This is a genomic window from Curtobacterium sp. MCLR17_007 (assembly GCF_003234655.2).
Taxonomy (GTDB): Bacteria; Actinomycetota; Actinomycetes; order Actinomycetales; family Microbacteriaceae; genus Curtobacterium.
The window spans coordinates 1,334,386-1,350,848 of record NZ_CP126271.1; the positions used below are offsets into that span (position 1 = coordinate 1,334,386).

Consider the following 16,463-nt stretch of genomic DNA (forward strand, 5'->3'; position numbering starts at 1 on the left):
TCAGTGCTCGCTTCCAGGGTGTTCTTCGGGGGCTGTGGGGCTGTCCGCGGGGACGACGACCAGCAGGGGACGCACGAAGTGCTGGTTCGGCGTCATGCGGTCCACGAGCTTTGATTCGTCGTCGACACGGTCGCGGTGTTCTCGGAGCCCGCGCAGTTGGGTCTGTTCAGCCGCTGAGCCCTGCCAGTCGTCGATCCGCGCGGCCCATTGATGCACACGGAGGCGGATGTCGTCTGCCGTTGCCTCCATCTGCTGGACCGCCTGGCTGCGGGCGGCTTCGACTGCCGTGGGGATCAACCGCTGCAGCGGTGCGGCGTCGATCGCACCCGGGTTCGTCTTCACGTCGGACGTGAACCCGACGTGGGCCAGCGCCGCGCGCGCGTCGGCGTGCGGCTGTGTGAAGTGGAACGAGTGCTGCTCGACGTCGGGGAAGTCGACGGTGAGGAAGGAACCTGCGACGACCTGGCCGGCTCGGTTCGTCAGGGTGGCATGGACGAGGACGACGGGGTAGTCCACGGCGCCGCGGACGGCATAGACCCGGTTCCGACCGAGCCTGGAGAGTGCGCTGTCGGCAGCCCAGTCGAGGACGGGGTGCAGCGGACCGAGGAAGTGCGCGTGTGGCCAGGTCGACGGGCTCGATTTGTCATTGATCGCGCTGTCGACCTCGGCTTTGCCCTGGATCGGAGTCGTCGCCAGGAGGAGGCGCTCAGTGACCCGCCGGTCTCGGAGGTACGACTGCGGGAGGACCTCGAGTCGTTGACGAAGGTCGGCGGTCGGTTCGAGCTGCGCGATCGCGTTCGTGCGTGACCACGCGACACCACCGTGGTCGACGTCAGCGGTCGGGACGGTGAAGCGCTCGGCCAGCGCCGTGTCGAGGAAGGAGACCAGATCGGAGAACAGACCGGTGCCGATGTCAGCCTTGTCGCGCTGCTCTGCGCCAGCTGCCGTGCTCTCCGGCGCGTTCTCGGGTACACCTCTGCCCTCGCTGCTGCTCTCGCTCGCCTGCTCAGCCGCGAGTTCCGCCATGAGCCGCGTGATCTCGTCACCGTCCTCGAGGGTCGCTTCGACGGTCGGCACCGCGTCGTCGAAGCTGCGCTTGCGGAGCAGCACGTCGCGGATCGCCGACTCCTCGGCGGCAGCGCTGTACTCACCCATCAGCGAAGCGACGTCACCCAGAGCCGCGTGTGCCTCGGTCTCGCGTTCGAGCAGGTTCCTGAGCACACGGATGTCACCCGAGAACTCGTCATCGTCGACGTCGAGCAGCAGGGTCGTGATGCGAGGGGAGTGCTTCTGGCCGTATCGGTCGATGCGGCCGTTGCGCTGCTCGATGCGGATGAGGCTCCACGGGATGTCGAAGTGCACGAGTTCGTGGCACTGGGAGTGGAGATTCACGCCCTCACTCGCGACGTCGCCGGTGATCAGGACGCGGATGGGGGAGGCAGACTGCTTGAAGCTGTCCACGAGTTCCTGCTGCTCCTGGTCCGTCAGACCGCCGTGCATCACACGGATCTGCTTGTCCGAGAGCTTGAGGTCCTTCGCGAGCTTCTGCCGGAGCCAGTGCAAGGTCGCGACACGCTCGGAGAACACCACCAGGCGTTCCTCGGACTTCGGACCGACGCCGATGCTCTTCGCGTGCTGCAGGAGTGCGTCGTACTTGCCCGAGCTCGAACTGAGCGCAGTGAGGGTCAGCTGCTCGAGCCGCTCCAGCGCGTCAATCTCTCGCTGCACGTCTGCGTCAGCATCGCCCTTCCGGAGTCGCTTGAGACGCTCGCGCACTGATTCGTCGAGCGCGCTCGGTGACGACAGGAACGCCTTGGCGAGTGTCCACGGGAAGAGCGAAGCGTTCTCGCCCGAGTACGGCGAGTGCCCGCCACGCGGGTGGAGCCAGACCGTCGAGAGCTCGTCAGCGATGGCCGTCTCTGCCGGAGACGGGGTCACCAAGACGTTGTTCGGCTCCTGCCGTTCCGCCCAGTCCGCGCCGACCTCCATCGCGACGGCGGGGCTGTTCCGGTGCCGGCGGATGATGAGCCGCTTCACCTCGTCCTCGATGAGGTCACCTTCGGGCGTCACCGCTGTCGGATCGAGCAAGCGCACGAGTCGTGCGAAGGAGTCCTTCTTGCCGTTGTGCGGTGTCGCGGAAGCAAGGATCAGCGCGTCCGTCTGTGGTGCGAGACGACCCGCGAGTTCGCCGTTCAACGTCGTGTTGTTCATGACGTTGTGCGCTTCGTCGATGACGACCGCGTCCCATCGCTGCTTCTCGAGGTGACTGCGGTACTGGCTCTGCTTCAGCGTGTCCACCGAGATGATGGCTCGCTTGTACATGCTGAAGGGGTTGCGGGTCGCCGGGAGCGTCTGGCGGACGCGTTGGATCCCGAGGGAGTCGAGGCGGACGAAGGGGAGCGCGAACTTCGTCCACATCTCCTGCTGCATCTGCTCGAGCACGTGCTTCGGCGTCACGATGAGGATCCGCTCGCCGCGGCCGCGCCGCACGAGCTCGGAGAGGATCATCCCGATCTCGATCGTCTTGCCGAGTCCGACGGCGTCGGCGATGAGCAGGCGAGGTCGGAGGTTGTCGCGGTCGAGGGCCTTGCGGACCGCTGCGCGCTGGTAGTCGAGCGGGTCGGCAAGCATTTGCGTCGAAACGGTGAGTGCGTCCTCGTGCAGCGGCACCGGGGTCTTCCGGAGGGTGGCCTCGAGCCAGAGTTTCGCGCGGCGGTACCCCGACGAGTCGTCAGCTTGGACCTTCGCCTGAGCGGGGTCAAGTGGCTCGATGTCGTCGAGGTCGCTGTAGAAGGTCGCCGTGGTGTCGCGGACGAGCTCGGAGAGCCCTTGAGCGGTGACGAGGAGACCGGAGCCGGTCGGCGCCGTCGAGAGCACCAGCCACTCGGCGTCGCGGACGAGGACGACACTCCCCGGCGCGACGTTCGGCCGCTGGGACTCCTGAGCACCCGGAACTGCTTCGATCATCGACACGTCGTATTACCTCTCACCCCTGTGCTGACAGTCATGATCCGCAGCACGCGTTCATCACCGTAGCTGCCCTCGTCCCGTCTGAATGACGGGTCGCGGTTGACGGTCACTCCAGGAGCACCGTCCCTCCGGGTGAGGCGGTCGATCCCGTATGTGTACAGGCGATCGGTCTTGTTTCAACTGGTCTTGACGAAGCGCGCCCCGTCGGCGAAAGACAGAACCCCTCCGCTGACGGTGTTCGGCACCTCGAACACCAGCGTGCCCTCGGTGGACTGTCCCTTTCCGAGCGTGACACTGGGGACATCCTCGACACCCGTCACGTAGGTCGCGTCGTACAGGTTGCCGTCCGCATCGGTCAGGGCGACGTCGTAGGTCGCAAGTCCGGCGCTCACACCAGCTTCAATCGCTTCCACGTGCGCCTTGATGGTGACGTACTTCTTGTCGGCATCTGGCGCGTCCCACGAATCTCCCGGGACGTAGTTGTCGTTGTACTCGTCGAACCAGAGACGGTAGTCCGGCGACGATTCGTCCGGGCGTCCCCATGTCTCCATACCGAACTTCGTCCCTGCGGGCGCCGGGTTCGTGACGGCCGTACCGAGCTCGGTCACCGGCGTGAGCGTGACCGTCGAGCCTGTTCCAGCTTCCGCGTCAGCAGCTGGAGTCTGCGTCGCGACGATGTCGTCGTTCTCGCTTCCTGGAGCACTGACATTGAACCCGGCATCGCGCAGTTTCGTTGCGGCATCCGCCATGGAACTGCCAACGACATCGGGTACTTCAGCGCTGTCGCTCGTCGACGAGGGCAACGGACTGGAGTTGCTCACGGCGCTGTCGGCGGCGTCGACCTCAGGCGTCGTCGAGAGGCCGGCGTAGGTGAACCCGAAGAAGAGGGAGAGGACGAGCCCGAAACCGCCGAGCACGGTGCCCGCGATCCCCTTCGACTCCTGTCGCCTGAGCGAGAGCACGCCGAAAACGAGGGCGAGCACGGCCAGTACGAAGCCGATGTAGAGCAGACCGGGTACGAACCCGAACACGACTGCAATGATCCCGAGAACCAGACCCGCCGTTCCGTATCCGCTCGGGCGACGAGGGGGAGACCCCATCGGGAAGGGGGCCATCGGCGGTCCGGATGGGGGATAAGCAGACAACGTGACTCCGGGATGTTCGGTCGAGAGGATGACTCAACGATATGTCGGTCTCGATGGAAGCAGAAGACCTGTGACTACCCCAAGGGTGGGGACCGCCGACACCCTGCGGCTTCCCGCATCCCACTCAGAGCTCCGAAGGTTCAGGTCGGGATTCTCCGCACAGATCGGGCCGATACCGCTACGGCCGGTACAGCGCCGCCAGTTTCCACGGCCCCTCCGCCGCTCGCTCCCCGGTCGCCGTCAGCATCGTCAGTCTGCAGAGCAGCAGCCGGCACCACGTCCAGGCGTGCCACCGACAGCACCCAACCCCGGTCGTCCCGCACGGGGTCATCGAACACATGCAGCTGCCGCGGCGCGAGCCCGGTCACGCCGGCCTTCTCCCGCGGCCACCGCAGCGCAGCGTCAGCGAGCCGTTCACCCTCGTGGACGAACGTGCCCGGCAGCCCCCAGCCCCCAGTCCCCGGCGACCTGGTCACGGACCTGCTCGACGTAGAGCGGCCCGCCGTGATCGGTCGCGCCGTCCTGCCCGAGCTGGACGACGATCGAATCAATTTCGGTTGGTGGCGATCCGAATCGATAGCGCTTGATTAGCTGATTTCAAGCTGTCGGTTCGCTCTGTCAGAAGTGAGGGAAGTCGGCCAAGTTGGGCGACCCGACGATCGGGTGGAAGGTCTCGCAGCACCAGGGCCACCTCGCCGCAGTACCTTCCCGCCGACGCCAACTGCACGGTGACCGAGCCCGCCGGCCTCGGCTGCCCGCCGACCTCGGGCAGCGGCAACCCGGCGAACCGCTCCCGCGAGTGTTCCAGCCGGATCATCGCCTCGGCAGCGTCGGGACGGTTCCGGTCGGGGATCGCCAGCGCATCGATGACCGCCGGGTGCACGCCCGGCGCCGCAACCCCATCGAGCACAACGAGGTCCTCGCGGACGAAAGACCCGAGGCGCGACCACGAGTGATGAGTCAACGCCGGATCCCCGACGTACACGTCGTCCACACCTGCGTCGACGAGCGACAGCGCCTGGAACAGTGGCGGCGAGTTCCGGTGCTCCTCGACGGTCGGCAGCCCCTCGCCCAGCGGCCCTCGACGGACTGAGTCTCCAGCGATGAACGCCCCGACCCGCCACCCGAACTGCCGCGCGACGGACACTGACGATGTGACGGAAGCCAGCGCCAGTCCCGTCCACTCCCGCGGGTAGAAGTTGTGGATCAGCTCGACATCCAGGTCAGCGAACGGCGCGAGGTCATCGGCCCGCAGTGTGCTCGCGTTGAGCGCAATCGGCAGGACGGAGGCGATCGAACGGATCTCCGCGACCGAGAACCCGAAGTCGATCCGCACCCGCGCCACCCCGATCGACCGCAGGAACTCCCACGGCGAATCGCCGAGCAGCCGAGCGGTGTTGGGGGAGACATCGGCGACGACCGACAGGCCCGACGAAGCGGCTGCCGAGACGATCGCGGTCGCCGCGGCTCGTGCGCCGGCGGCGGAGTCCTCCGGGATGTGCAACGAGGTGAACGCGAGCGTCGCACCCGCCTCCGCCGCGGCCGAGAAGGTCCGACCCGCCAGCGAAGCATGCGCCAGGTACGCGCTCGCGCCCAACCGCATCAGCGCGAAGCCCCTGCCCGAGCGGAACCAGCAGCGGAACCAGCAGCGGAACCAGCACCAGCAGTACCCGCAGCCCCGGCAGCAGGAGGCGCATCGGTCGCGTCAGCCGGCACGGCCGACGACACCAGGTCAAGCGGCGCACCGGGAACCGACTGCTCCTCGAGATCGGCCTTGACCGACGCGGACACCCCGAACAGCAGCGTCGCCACGAATCCGACGACGTAAGCCACGACCAGTCCCGACCCGTACCCGAGCAGCGCCCAGCCGTAGCCCGACGACCCGTTCAGCAGCGGCAGGAGCGACAGGTCCGACGCCCCGATGGCGATCGCCCCGACGGAGTGCCCGAGCTGGTCGTACAGCCCGACGACACCGCCACCGAACGCCCCACCGATGCAGGCCGTGATGAACGGCCGACCGAGGGGGAGCGTCACACCGTAGATGAGCGGCTCACCGACGCCGAGGAGCCCGGCCGGCAGTGCGCCACGGATGGTCCGCGACAGCGCCTCGTTGCGACGGAAGCGCATCCACAGTGCGAGCGCGGCGCCGATCTGCCCGGCACCGCCCATCGCCAGGACGGGCAGCAGCACGGTCCACCCGGTCTGGTCGATCAGCGTGGTGTGGATGGGGGTGAGGGCCTGGTGCATGCCGGTCATGACGAGCGGCAGGAAGAGACCGCCGAGGATGAACCCGGCGAAGGCGCCACCGTTGGCGAGCAGCCACGTGGCGGCGCCGCCGATCGCGACGGAGACGACCCCGGCGACCGACATCAGGATGCCCAGGGTGATCGACCCCGCGACGAGCACCGTGACCGTCGGCACGACGATGAGCGCGATGACGTCCGGCGTGTGCCGGCGCATGAAGCGTTCGACGTACGCAGCGAGGATGCCGCCGGCCATCGCGCCGAGCACACCACCCTGCCCGGGCGCGAGCGTCTGACCGAACACGGTCACATTGGCGACCCCGGCCGCGACGACGACCGCGCCGACAGCGCCACCGAGGATCGGCGTGCCGCCGAACTCCTTCGCGGCGTTCATCCCGACGAAGACGGCGAGCAGGGACAGGAACCCGGACGACAGGACGCCGAGGAACGGCGTCACACCGGGCAGCCACCCCAGGTTCGTCAGGATGCCGTTGATCCCGGCGATCAGACCGCAGGCGATCAGCGCGGGGATGAGCGGGATGAAGATCGCGGAGATCTTCCGGATGGCGCGCATGGTGCGGCCATCGGCACGGGACCGAGCCGTCGCCTTGATCGACGCCCCGCGCGCCGCCAGCTCGTCAGGCGACGCACCCGACGCACCCGACGAGCCCGAAGCACCCGCGGCCCCCGACGCACCCGACCCACCAGCCGCAGCCGGCGGGGCGGAGGCGCGCAGGGCCTCCAGGTCGACGGCCACGCGGTCGACGAGACCCGGGCCGAGCACGATCTGCAGGTTCGAGCCGGCCGCGATCGCGGCCATGACGCCGTCGGTGGACTTGAGCTCGTCGAGCGCGACCGCGTCGGTCGAGACGACCTCGACCCGCAGCCGGGTCATGCAGTTCTCGACGTCGGCGATGTTGCCGGAGCCTCCGACGGTGTCGAGGATCCGCTGGGCGAGTTGCTGTGCATCGGTCATTGATGGTGCTCCTCGGGGGAAGGAAAGGGGGTGGTGCAAGTTCAGAGGACGGCTCGGAGGGAACCGGAGGCATCGGCGAGACGCTGGCGGACCGTGTCCGCGGACGACCCGGTGAGGATCACCGCGATGGCGGTCTTCACCTCGCCGTCGCTCTCCGCCAGGGCAGCAGAGACCGACGCATCAGGGGCCCCGGTCACGTCCTGCACGAGCGTGAACGCCCGGGCGACGAGCTTGGCGTTCGTGGCACGCACGTCGACCATGCGGTTGCCGTAGGTCTTGTTGCTGCGCACCATCGCGAGCGTGGTGAGCATGTTGAGGACGAGCTTCTGCGCGGTCCCCGCCTTCAGGCGGGTGGAACCGGCGATGAACTCCGGGCCGACGACGACGTCGATGGCGATGTCGGCGTGCCGCCCCGCGGCCGAACCCGCGTTGCACGCGACCGAGACCGAGCAGGCGGAGCGGCGGCGGGCCTCCCGGATGGCGGCGATCACGTAGGGCGTCCTGCCGGACGCGCTGATCCCGACGACCACGTCGTCCTCGGTCAGACCGAGCGCGTCGAGGTCGCGGACCGCGGCTGCTTCGTCGTCTTCCGCACCCTCGACGGCGGTCGTCAACGCGACCTGGCCACCGGCGATCACGCCGACGACCTGCGACGGGTCGGTGCCGAAGGTGGGCGGGCATTCGCTGGCGTCGAGGACGCCCAGCCGGCCCGGCGTGCCGGCGCCGACGTAGACGAGTCTGCCGCCGCGCGCGAACGCTGCGGCGATGCGGTCGGCCGCTTCGGCGATGGCCGGGAGGCACGGCTCGACGGCCGCAGGCACGCTGCGGTCGCCGGCATTCATGCGCTGGGCAGCTTCGAGGGTGGAGACCAGGTCGATGTCGTCGAGGCTCGCGTCGGTGGCCTCGGTGGTGAGGTCCTTGAGTTCGTCGCGCAGGCGGTCGTGGTGCATGGGTCGGCCTTCAGGATCGGTGGTGCGTGCGGACAGCGGCGCGGCTGCGGGCGAGGAGGGGGCGGGAACGGTCGTCGGTGCGCTGGGCGACGACGATGAACAGCGCATCGACGATGGCGAGCTGGCTCATCCGGCTGCCCATCGCCGCAGGGCGCAGGTCGCTCTCGGCCCCGGCGACCCCGAGCAGGACGTGGTCAGCGGCCCGGGTGAGTGCGGTGCCGCGGTGCCCGGTGATCGCGACCACGCCGGAGCCGCGCCGCTGTGCTTCGTCCGCGACCTCGAGGACCTCGGTCGTCGTGCCCGAGTGGCTGACCAGGACGACGACGTCTCGCTCGTCGACCACGCTCGCCAGGGTCAGGGCGTTGTGCGGGTCGTCGGCGATCGAGCTCGCGATGCCGATGCGCTCGAGCTTGAGGTGCAGGTCGCGGGCGACGATGCCGGACGCCCCGACGCCGTACAGGACGACACGGCGGGCGTGCTGCACGGCCTCGGCAGCGCGCTCGAGCGAAGCCGGGTCGAGTGCCGCGCGGGTGTCGGTCATCACGGCGCGGACGTCCTCGGTGACCTTCGCGATGACGGTTGCGACGTCGTCATCGACCCCCACGCCGGCGTGGATCTCGCCGTGATCGTGGATGCCGCGCTCGACGGCACGGGTCATGCTGCGCTGGAGCTCGGCGTAGCTGGCGAAGCCGAGGTGCCGCGCGAAGCGGGAGACGGTCGCGGCACTGACGGCAGCGCGGGTGGCGAGGTCGGCGGCGCTGCCGTTGGCGCTGTCCTTCGGGTTGGCCAGGACGGCGTCGGCGATCGCCCGCATGCCCAGCGGCATCGTCGCTGACTGGGTCCGCACGAGCGCGAACGCGTCGGCGCGGTCGGGGCGGACCGTGGCGGTGTGTGTCTCCGGCATGCATGCCATGAAAGCGCATTGCACGGGACAGCACCAGAGCTGAAAGTAAATTACGTGTTACGGCGTCGGCCGGTACAGCGCCGCCGGCTTCCCCGGCCCCTCCGCCGCACGCTCCCCGGTCGCCGTCAGCATCGGCACCATCGCCCGCCGGAACGAGTCCGGCAACAGCCGCTCGCCGAGCACCGCCTCGTGCAGTCCGCGAAGCGCCGACATCGTGAACGGCGAGGGCAGCAGTCCGTGCGGGTCCGGTGCGCCCCGGTGGTCCTGTCGGAACTGCGCCACCGCTGCCCTGAGGATGTCGTCGTGCCCGTGCACCATCCCGGTGGCGTCGGCGACGGGCACGACGCGGGACGCAGCGGAGCCGATCGTGGTCGACAGCAGCGAAGCCGGTACCACGTCGAGGTGCGCCACCGACAGCACCCACCCCCGGTCGTCCCGCGCCGGGTCGTCGAACACGTGCAACTGCCGCGGCGCCAGCCCCGTCACGCCGGCCTTGTCGCGCAGTGATCGCAGCACCGCGTCTGCCAGTCGCTCGCCCTCGTGCACGAACGTTCCCGGCAGGCGCCAGTCCCCGTCGACCTGGTCGCGCACCTGCAGCACCGACAACGGACCCCCGACCGGCACGGTCAGCACGGCGGTGTCGACCGCGACGGAGGGCCGTGGGTAGTCGGACAGGCGCTTGCCGCTGGCATCGCGGTACGTGGTCATGGCAGGAGTTTACGCACGCTTGCGCAAACCACGCTCGCGTGCCAGGCTCGGTTTACGCAGTTCCGCGTAAATCTTCGGAGAGCTCATGACGAACACCCACGACCGCGCCGTCGGCGCCGTCCTCGGCTCCGCAGCAGGCGACGCCCTCGGCGCCGGCTACGAGTTCAAGCCCGCCGTCCCGGAACCGACACCGATCCGCATGGCCGGCGGAGGGTCGTTCGGCTGGGCCCCCGGCGAGTGGACGGACGACACGAGCATGGCCGTGCCGATCCTCCGCACCGTGGCGCGCGGTGGCGACCCGGCGTCCGAGGCTGCACTCGACGGCCTGGTGGCCGCCTGGTCGAGCTGGGCGGTCAACGCGCCCGACGTCGGCATCCAGACGCGCAACGTCCTGACCGGACTGGGCCCACGCGAGCCGGTTCCGGCGCGCCGCGGAGCTTGCGGAGCGGCGGGACGGCCGAGCTCGTGGGGAGAGGCGCACACCGCCTCCCACGCACGCGCGTCAGCCCGGCAGGAACATGACTACAAGGGCCAGTCGGCGGGCAACGGCTCGCTGATGCGGACCGCGCCGCTGGTCCTCGGGTACGTGACCGGCGCCGCCGACGAGGAGCGCGAACTGGCCGCCGCTGCTCGGGCGATCAGTGACCTGACCCACTACGAGTCCGACGCGGGCGACGCGTGCGTGCTCTGGTGCGTCGCGATCCGGCACGCGGTCCTGACCGGCGAGCTCGACGTCCGGCGCGGGCTGGACCTGATCGACCCGTCGTCACGCGACGTCTGGGCCGAGCGACTCACCACGGCGGAGCAGTCGGAGCCGGTGGACTTCACCGACTCGAACGGCTGGGTGGTGTCCGCGCTGCAGGCGGCCTACGCGGCGGTCAGGCGCAGTGACTCGCTCGAGGACGCACTGGTCCGCGCGGTCCGCACCGGCAACGACACCGACACGGTGGCCGCGATCGCCGGGGGCTTGGCCGGTGCCGTCTACGGGGCGTCAGCGCTGCCTGCGGCGTGGCGCGAGCTGCTGCACGGCTGGCCGGGACTGCGCGCGGACGATCTCGTCGCGCTGAGCGAGCAGGCGCTGCAGGCACGACGGGCCTGACGGCGCCGCGACCGCGCGCGGGGCCACGCCGCTGCCGCGCGGTCCGCGGGCCCGGCTTCCCCCGTACGCTCGGGCAATGGCCAGCTTCACACCCGCCGTCCTCGCGCTCGTGTTCGGGTCGCTCATCGCGATCGCCGGGCTCGTGCCGTGGGCCGCCGTGCAGTACCGCCGCCGCGGAGGCCTCGGCTTCGGCAATACCGTCCTGGCGTTCATCACGGTGGTCTACGCGCTGGCGCTCGTGACCTACACGCTGCTGCCGCTGCCGGACGCCAGCGACGTCGCGGTCCTGTGCCGCTCGGCATCCGGCCCGCAGCTGCGCCTGTTCGCCTTCGTCGGGGACATCGCGAAGGAGGGCGGGCTCTCCGGCCCCCGCTCACTGCTGGCCAATCCCGCCGCAGCCCAGGTCATCTTCAACGTCATCCTGTTCGTGCCGCTCGGGATGCTCGTCCGCCACCTGTTCCTGCACGGACGATTCCTGGCCGGGGTCATCAGCGGCACGGTCGTCGGGTTCGCGGTGTCGCTGCTCATCGAGTTCACGCAGCTGACCGGGGACTGGTTCCTCTACCCGTGCGCGTACCGCCTGTTCGACGTCGACGACCTGTTCGCCAACACCCTTGGGGCGCTCGTCGGCACGCTGATCTCCCCGGTGCTCGTGATCTTCGTCCGCAGCCGGGCATCGAACACCGCGGACGTCGCTCGCCCCGTGACACGCACCCGGCGGGCGTTCGGCATGTTCTGCGACCTGCTCGCCATCACGCTGACGTCCGGCGCGCTGGTGTCGATCACGAGCCTGGCCCTCGCGCTGGCGAACCAGGACCTGCGGTCCACCACCGCCACCGTGCTGCTGGCGACGCTGCCGTTCGTGGCCCCGGCGATCCAGCTGGTGCTGGTCCTGGTCACCGGGCGCACCCTGGGGGAGGCCGTGGTGCGGCTCCGTCCGACGCCGCGGCCCGTCCTCTGGCAGCGTCTCGTGCGGTGGGCCGCCGGGTCCGGCGGCTGGGCGACCGCCTCGGCAGCGGTGTTCCCGTTCTCGGGGGTGCTGGCGTTCGCGCTCGCGGTGGCGGCGCTCATCGGCCTGGTCGCGACGCGGGAGCGCCGGGGCTTCGCGAACGCGCTCGCGCGGCTCGACGTCGTCGACGACCGGGTCACCACTGACGCGCGGGCTGCGGGAGAGTCAGTCCGGTAGACCGGCCTGCTCGCAGGAGTGCTTCACGCTGCGGGCTCGACCACCAGGAGGTACCGGCGAGCCGCAGCGGTCCGCCTCCGCGCCCAGGCCACGAAGGCGACCGCGGTGACCGCCACCGCAGCGACGAAGATGCGGCTGAACCAGATCTGCCACGGCTCGTCGGAGGTCAGCTGCGCGAGCTGCGGTCCACCGATGCCGACGTAGAGCAGGACGAGTTGCGCGGTCTGGTACGGGAGGAGCAGCGCCAGTGCGCGCGCACGCTCCGCACCGCGAAGCGCGAGTTCCCCGTCCAGCGGCGGTATCGGCGTGGCGGTGCGGATGCTCCGACTGACCGCTCGCCTCGCCGCGCGGTCGAGACCGGCGAGCGGCCGCGAGAGCTCCGGCAGGAGTCCGGTCAGGTACAGAGCGAGCGTGACCGCGCCAGCGAGGCCGCCCACGGCGCAGGCGATGCCGATAACGATGAGGATGCCGGCGAGCCCGCTGTCGCTCGTCAGCGCGAGCACCACGCCACCGACACCGCCGAGAACTGTACCGACAGCGACGATCCGGGTGGTGCGCCGACGGGCTCGGTCCAGGGTCGGTCCGATGTCCTCCACATCGTCATCGTAGACAGGCGAGCAGTCCTGTCGGCACCCGGCCCTACGGTGGGTTCCATGCAGATCACCGAGGCCGGCCGCGCGCTCCTGAGCCCGAGCGACCTCACCACGTGGGCGACGTGCGAGTGGGCCTTCCTGCGACGCCTCGACGCCAAGCTCGGGCGCGCGGAACCGCTGCCGGACGAGCACGACGACATGCTCGACCGCACGGCTCGGCTGGGGGACCAACACGAGCTCGACTACCTCGAAATCCTCAAGCGAACGCACGACGTCGTCGAGTTCGACCGCCCGGCACCGCCGCAGTACGCCGATGCCGCCGCCGCAGCGATCGAGGCCATGCAGAACGGCGACGCCGACGTGCTGTACCAACCGACCTTCCACACGCCGCCGACCGAGCACGACGCGGGCTTCATCGGCTTCGCGGACTTCATCATCCGCAACGCCGCGGGGGAGTACGAGGTCTACGACACCAAGCTCGCCCGGCACGCCAAGATCAGCGCTCTGCTGCAGCTCGCCGCGTACGCCGAGCAGATGCAGGCGCACGGCATCCCGACCGGGCAGCAGGTCCACCTGGTCCTCGGCGACCGCACGACGACCACGCACGACCTGGCCGACATCGCGCCGGTGTACCGCACGCAGCGCGCCGAGCTCGTCCGGGTGATCGACGAACGGCTCCACGCCGACCAGTCGCTGGCCTGGGGCGACGTCCGGTACAGCAGCTGCGGCCGATGCGCCGCGTGCCAGACCCAGGTCGCCGAGCACCGCGACCTGGTGCTCGTCGCGGGCATGCGCCTGGACCAGCGGACGAAGCTGATCCGGCAGGGTGTCCTGACGATCGACGACCTGGCGGTCCGCACCGCGGCCGTCCCCGGCATGTCGAGCACGACGCGCGATCGGCTGGTGCGTCAGGCGAGCCTCCAGATCGAGACGGAGCGCGCCGCGCACCTGTCCGGACGGGGCGGGCCGGCCTTCGAGCTCCTCGACCCGGTCGCGCTCGACGCGATCCCAGCGCCGGACGCGGGCGACGTGTTCTTCGACTTCGAGGGCGATCCGCTCCACACCGAGGACGGTGAGCACTGGGGCCTCGACTACCTGTTCGGCCTGGTCGACGACCGGGCCGAGTTCACGGCGTTCTGGGCGCACACCATCCGGGACGAACGTCAGGCACTCGTCGACTTCCTGGCGTTCATCGAGCAGCGCCGTCAGCAGTACCCGGGCATGCACATCTACCACTACGCGGCCTACGAGCGGACGCACCTGCTGTCGCTCGCCGCCAGACACGGCGTCGGAGAAGAAGCGGTCGACGACCTGCTGCGTGCGGGCGTCCTGGTCGACCTGTACCCGGTCGTCCGCAAGGCCCTGGTCGTCGGCAGCCGCAGCTACTCGATCAAGAAGCTCGAGCCGCTCTACATGGGCGAGGACCTGCGCGAGAGCGACGTCACCAACGCGGCCGACAGCATCACCGCCTACGTCGAGGCGATCGAGGAACTCCGCACCGGCGACGCCGCCGAGGGACAGCGCATGCTCGACCAGGTCGCCGACTACAACGCCTACGACTGCCGCTCGACCCTGCGGCTGCGCGACTGGCTCCTGTCGCTGCGCCCGCCCGCCGCCGACGCCCCAGCCGAGCTCGAGCTGCCGCCGATCCCCGTCGAGCGCGAGCCGAACCCGGTTTCCCTCGCGCTGGCCGAGCAGCTCGAGCACGTCGACGCCCTCGACCGCACACCGGACCAGACGGCACTGGCGCTCGCCGCAGCCGCGATCGACTACCACCGGCGCGAGGCCAAGACCTTCTGGCAGGACCACTTCGACCGACTGCGCAATTCGATCGACGAGTGGGCCGACACGCGCGACGTCCTGGTCGTCGAGCGCGCGAGCGTCGAGCGGGACTGGGACACGCTGCCGCGTGCCCGTTCGCAGTCGCGCGAGCTGCTGTTGTCGGGGACGCTCGCGCCCGGCAGTCGGCTCCGGCCTGGAGGCACGCCCCACCTGGTCTACGACACCCCGCCCCCGCCAGCGGTCGGCTCCCCGGGCCCCGGGTCGAAGGGCGCGACGGATCGCGCCGTGGTCCTCGACGTCGTCGACCACGGCGACACGACCGAGGTCCGGCTGCTCGAACGACTGCCCGTCGGCGGAGAGCCGCACCACGAGTACCCGGTCGCGATCGCGCCGTCGGCCCCGCCGCGTGCCAAGCCCCAGCCCGAGGCGATCGCCGAATGGGGCGGATGGGTCCTCGATGCGCTGCCGTCGATGCTGCCCGACCCCGCGCTCGACCTGCTGCGACGGGTGCCGCCGCGGGGTGCGCTCGCGCCGACGGTCGGGGACGACACGGTCGGGGCGGTGGTGGCGACCCTGCTCGGACTGGACCGGTCGTACCTGGCGATCCAGGGGCCTCCCGGCACCGGCAAGACGTACGTCGGGTCGAACGTGGTCGCGCGCCTGGTGCGCGAGCACGGCTGGCGCGTCGGGGTCGTCGGGCAGTCGCACGCGACGAGCGAGAACTTCCTGTCGTCCGTGGTCCGCGCGGGCGTGCCGGCGGACCGCGTCGTCAAGCAGCCGAAGGCCGGAGCCGATGCCGACGACGTCGAGGCGGCCGAGTGGACCCCGGTGAAGAACGGCGCGGCGATCGCGGCGTTCCTGGCGTCGTGCGAACAGACCGGCACCGGAGGCGTCGTCGGCGGCACGGCGTGGACGTTCGCGAACGAGACGACGATCGCGCGGGGGTCCCTCGACCTGCTCGTCGTCGACGAGGCCGGCCAGTTCTCCCTGGCGCCGACGATCGCGTCGTCCGTCGCGGCCTCGCGACTGCTGCTGCTCGGGGACCCGCAGCAGCTGCCGCAGGTGTCGCAGGGCTCGCACCCCGAGCCCATCGACCAGTCGGCGCTCGGATGGCTTGCGCACGGTGAGCACGTGCTGCCGCCCGAGTTTGGGTACTTCCTGGCGCGGACCCGGCGGATGGAGCCCGCGCTGACGGCCTCGGTGTCGGGGCTGTCCTACAACGGGCAGTTGACGTCGATGGTGTCCGGGCGGCACCTCAAGGGCGTCGACGCGGGTGTGCACCCGGTGCCGGTCGTACACGCGGGGAACACGACGTCGTCCGCCGAAGAGGCTGCTCGGGTGGTCGCCCTGGTGCAGGACACCGTCGGCCGCTCGTGGACGTCATCGTCGGGCATGCGGACCCTGACGGACGAGGACGTCATCGTCGTCGCGCCCTACAACGCCCAGGGTGCGGTCATCCGCGCGTCGCTCGATGCAGCAGGGTTCAGCGGCACGCAGGTCGGCACGGTCGACATGTTCCAGGGGCGCGAGGCCGTCGTGTCGATCGTGTCGCTGGCAGCCTCGAGCGCGGCGGACATCCCGCGCGGGCTCGACTTCCTGCTCATGCCGAACCGGTTGAACGTGGCGCTGTCGCGGGCGATGTGGGCGGCGTACCTCGTGTACTCGCCGGCGCTGACCACGGCGTTGCCGCCCTCGATCCCGGGGCTGTCGCTGCTGTCCCGGTTCATCGAGCTCGTCGAGCCGCGGGCTGGACGGTCGCGCGGCTGACGCTTCCGCCGGGGACCGAGGCCGGGGATTGGGCGCCCGGTTTTCGCAATCCGAAGTGACGAGTCCAGTTCGCGAGAACCGGATATCCCGTACCGGATTCGACAGCGGCGAACGAGAAGTCCACGCCCCAGACGGGGGCC

General features: G+C 70.2%; 12 protein-coding genes. 3 read left to right on the top strand and 9 right to left on the bottom strand.

The window, feature by feature from the left end; all coding sequences use genetic code 11:
- The 8 genes from DEJ13_RS06340 to DEJ13_RS06375 all read right to left on the bottom strand — a co-directional run bounded on the left by DEJ13_RS06340 (position 1) and on the right by DEJ13_RS06375 (position 9,896).
- A complete protein-coding gene (locus DEJ13_RS06340) occupies positions 1-2,967 on the bottom strand; it encodes an SNF2-related protein (protein ID WP_111106686.1) in 2,967 nt (988 codons plus the stop codon).
- A 179-nt stretch (positions 2,968-3,146) separates the two neighbouring features.
- On the bottom strand, positions 3,147-4,001 hold the full coding sequence (locus tag DEJ13_RS06345; RefSeq protein ID WP_181437009.1) for a PASTA domain-containing protein: 855 nt from the start codon (positions 3,999-4,001) through the stop codon (positions 3,147-3,149).
- A 254-nt stretch (positions 4,002-4,255) separates the two neighbouring features.
- Positions 4,256-4,591, bottom strand: a complete 336-nt coding sequence (locus DEJ13_RS06350) for an NUDIX domain-containing protein (protein WP_258374072.1) — start codon at positions 4,589-4,591, stop codon at positions 4,256-4,258.
- Positions 4,592-4,662: 71 nt separating this feature from the next.
- Positions 4,663-5,718 (bottom strand): MupG family TIM beta-alpha barrel fold protein, encoded by a 1,056-nt coding sequence (locus tag DEJ13_RS06355; protein WP_111106688.1) that lies wholly within the window; start codon positions 5,716-5,718, stop codon positions 4,663-4,665.
- Entirely contained in the window at positions 5,718-7,334 is a 1,617-nt protein-coding gene (locus tag DEJ13_RS06360; RefSeq protein WP_111106689.1) for a PTS transporter subunit EIIC, read from the bottom strand. Before DEJ13_RS06360 ends, DEJ13_RS06355 begins: the two co-directional genes overlap by 1 nt.
- A 41-nt stretch (positions 7,335-7,375) precedes the next feature.
- Positions 7,376-8,284: an N-acetylmuramic acid 6-phosphate etherase gene (murQ, locus tag DEJ13_RS06365; RefSeq protein WP_220037573.1), complete on the bottom strand. Its 909-nt coding sequence runs from the start codon at positions 8,282-8,284 to the stop codon at positions 7,376-7,378.
- A 10-nt stretch (positions 8,285-8,294) separates the two neighbouring features.
- On the bottom strand, positions 8,295-9,188 hold the full coding sequence (locus DEJ13_RS06370) for a MurR/RpiR family transcriptional regulator (protein ID WP_181437010.1): 894 nt from the start codon (positions 9,186-9,188) through the stop codon (positions 8,295-8,297).
- A gap of 57 nt (positions 9,189-9,245) precedes the next feature.
- A complete protein-coding gene (locus DEJ13_RS06375; protein WP_111106692.1) occupies positions 9,246-9,896 on the bottom strand; it encodes an NUDIX hydrolase in 651 nt (216 codons plus the stop codon).
- An 85-nt stretch (positions 9,897-9,981) separates the two neighbouring features.
- Here DEJ13_RS06375 and DEJ13_RS06380 point away from each other — a divergent pair, with 85 nt between their 5' ends.
- Both DEJ13_RS06380 and DEJ13_RS06385 read left to right on the top strand, forming a co-directional pair.
- On the top strand, positions 9,982-10,995 hold the full coding sequence (locus DEJ13_RS06380) for an ADP-ribosylglycohydrolase family protein (RefSeq protein ID WP_111106693.1): 1,014 nt from the start codon (positions 9,982-9,984) through the stop codon (positions 10,993-10,995).
- 76 nt (positions 10,996-11,071) lie between these two features.
- Positions 11,072-12,181, top strand: a complete 1,110-nt coding sequence (locus DEJ13_RS06385; protein WP_111106694.1) for a VanZ family protein — start codon at positions 11,072-11,074, stop codon at positions 12,179-12,181.
- A gap of 23 nt (positions 12,182-12,204) precedes the next feature.
- Here DEJ13_RS06385 and DEJ13_RS06390 read toward each other — a convergent pair whose 3' ends face one another.
- Positions 12,205-12,777 (bottom strand): hypothetical protein, encoded by a 573-nt coding sequence (locus tag DEJ13_RS06390; RefSeq protein WP_111106695.1) that lies wholly within the window; start codon positions 12,775-12,777, stop codon positions 12,205-12,207.
- A gap of 57 nt (positions 12,778-12,834) precedes the next feature.
- Here DEJ13_RS06390 and DEJ13_RS06395 point away from each other — a divergent pair, with 57 nt between their 5' ends.
- Positions 12,835-16,323: a TM0106 family RecB-like putative nuclease gene (locus DEJ13_RS06395; protein ID WP_111106696.1), complete on the top strand. Its 3,489-nt coding sequence runs from the start codon at positions 12,835-12,837 to the stop codon at positions 16,321-16,323.
- Positions 16,324-16,463 lie beyond the last annotated feature (140 nt).

Coding starts and splice junctions, on each gene's coding strand:
- DEJ13_RS06340 (WP_111106686.1), bottom strand. CDS start 2,967: ATGATCGAAGCAGTTCCGGGTGCTCAGGAGTCCCAGCGGCCGAACGTC.
- DEJ13_RS06360 (WP_111106689.1), bottom strand. CDS start 7,334: ATGACCGATGCACAGCAACTCGCCCAGCGGATCCTCGACACCGTCGGA.
- DEJ13_RS06355 (WP_111106688.1), bottom strand. CDS start 5,718: ATGCGGTTGGGCGCGAGCGCGTACCTGGCGCATGCTTCGCTGGCGGGT.
- DEJ13_RS06375 (WP_111106692.1), bottom strand. CDS start 9,896: ATGACCACGTACCGCGATGCCAGCGGCAAGCGCCTGTCCGACTACCCA.
- DEJ13_RS06380 (WP_111106693.1), top strand. CDS start 9,982: ATGACGAACACCCACGACCGCGCCGTCGGCGCCGTCCTCGGCTCCGCA.
- murQ (WP_220037573.1), bottom strand. CDS start 8,284: ATGCACCACGACCGCCTGCGCGACGAACTCAAGGACCTCACCACCGAG.
- DEJ13_RS06395 (WP_111106696.1), top strand. CDS start 12,835: ATGCAGATCACCGAGGCCGGCCGCGCGCTCCTGAGCCCGAGCGACCTC.
- DEJ13_RS06370 (WP_181437010.1), bottom strand. CDS start 9,188: ATGCCGGAGACACACACCGCCACGGTCCGCCCCGACCGCGCCGACGCG.
- DEJ13_RS06385 (WP_111106694.1), top strand. CDS start 11,072: ATGGCCAGCTTCACACCCGCCGTCCTCGCGCTCGTGTTCGGGTCGCTC.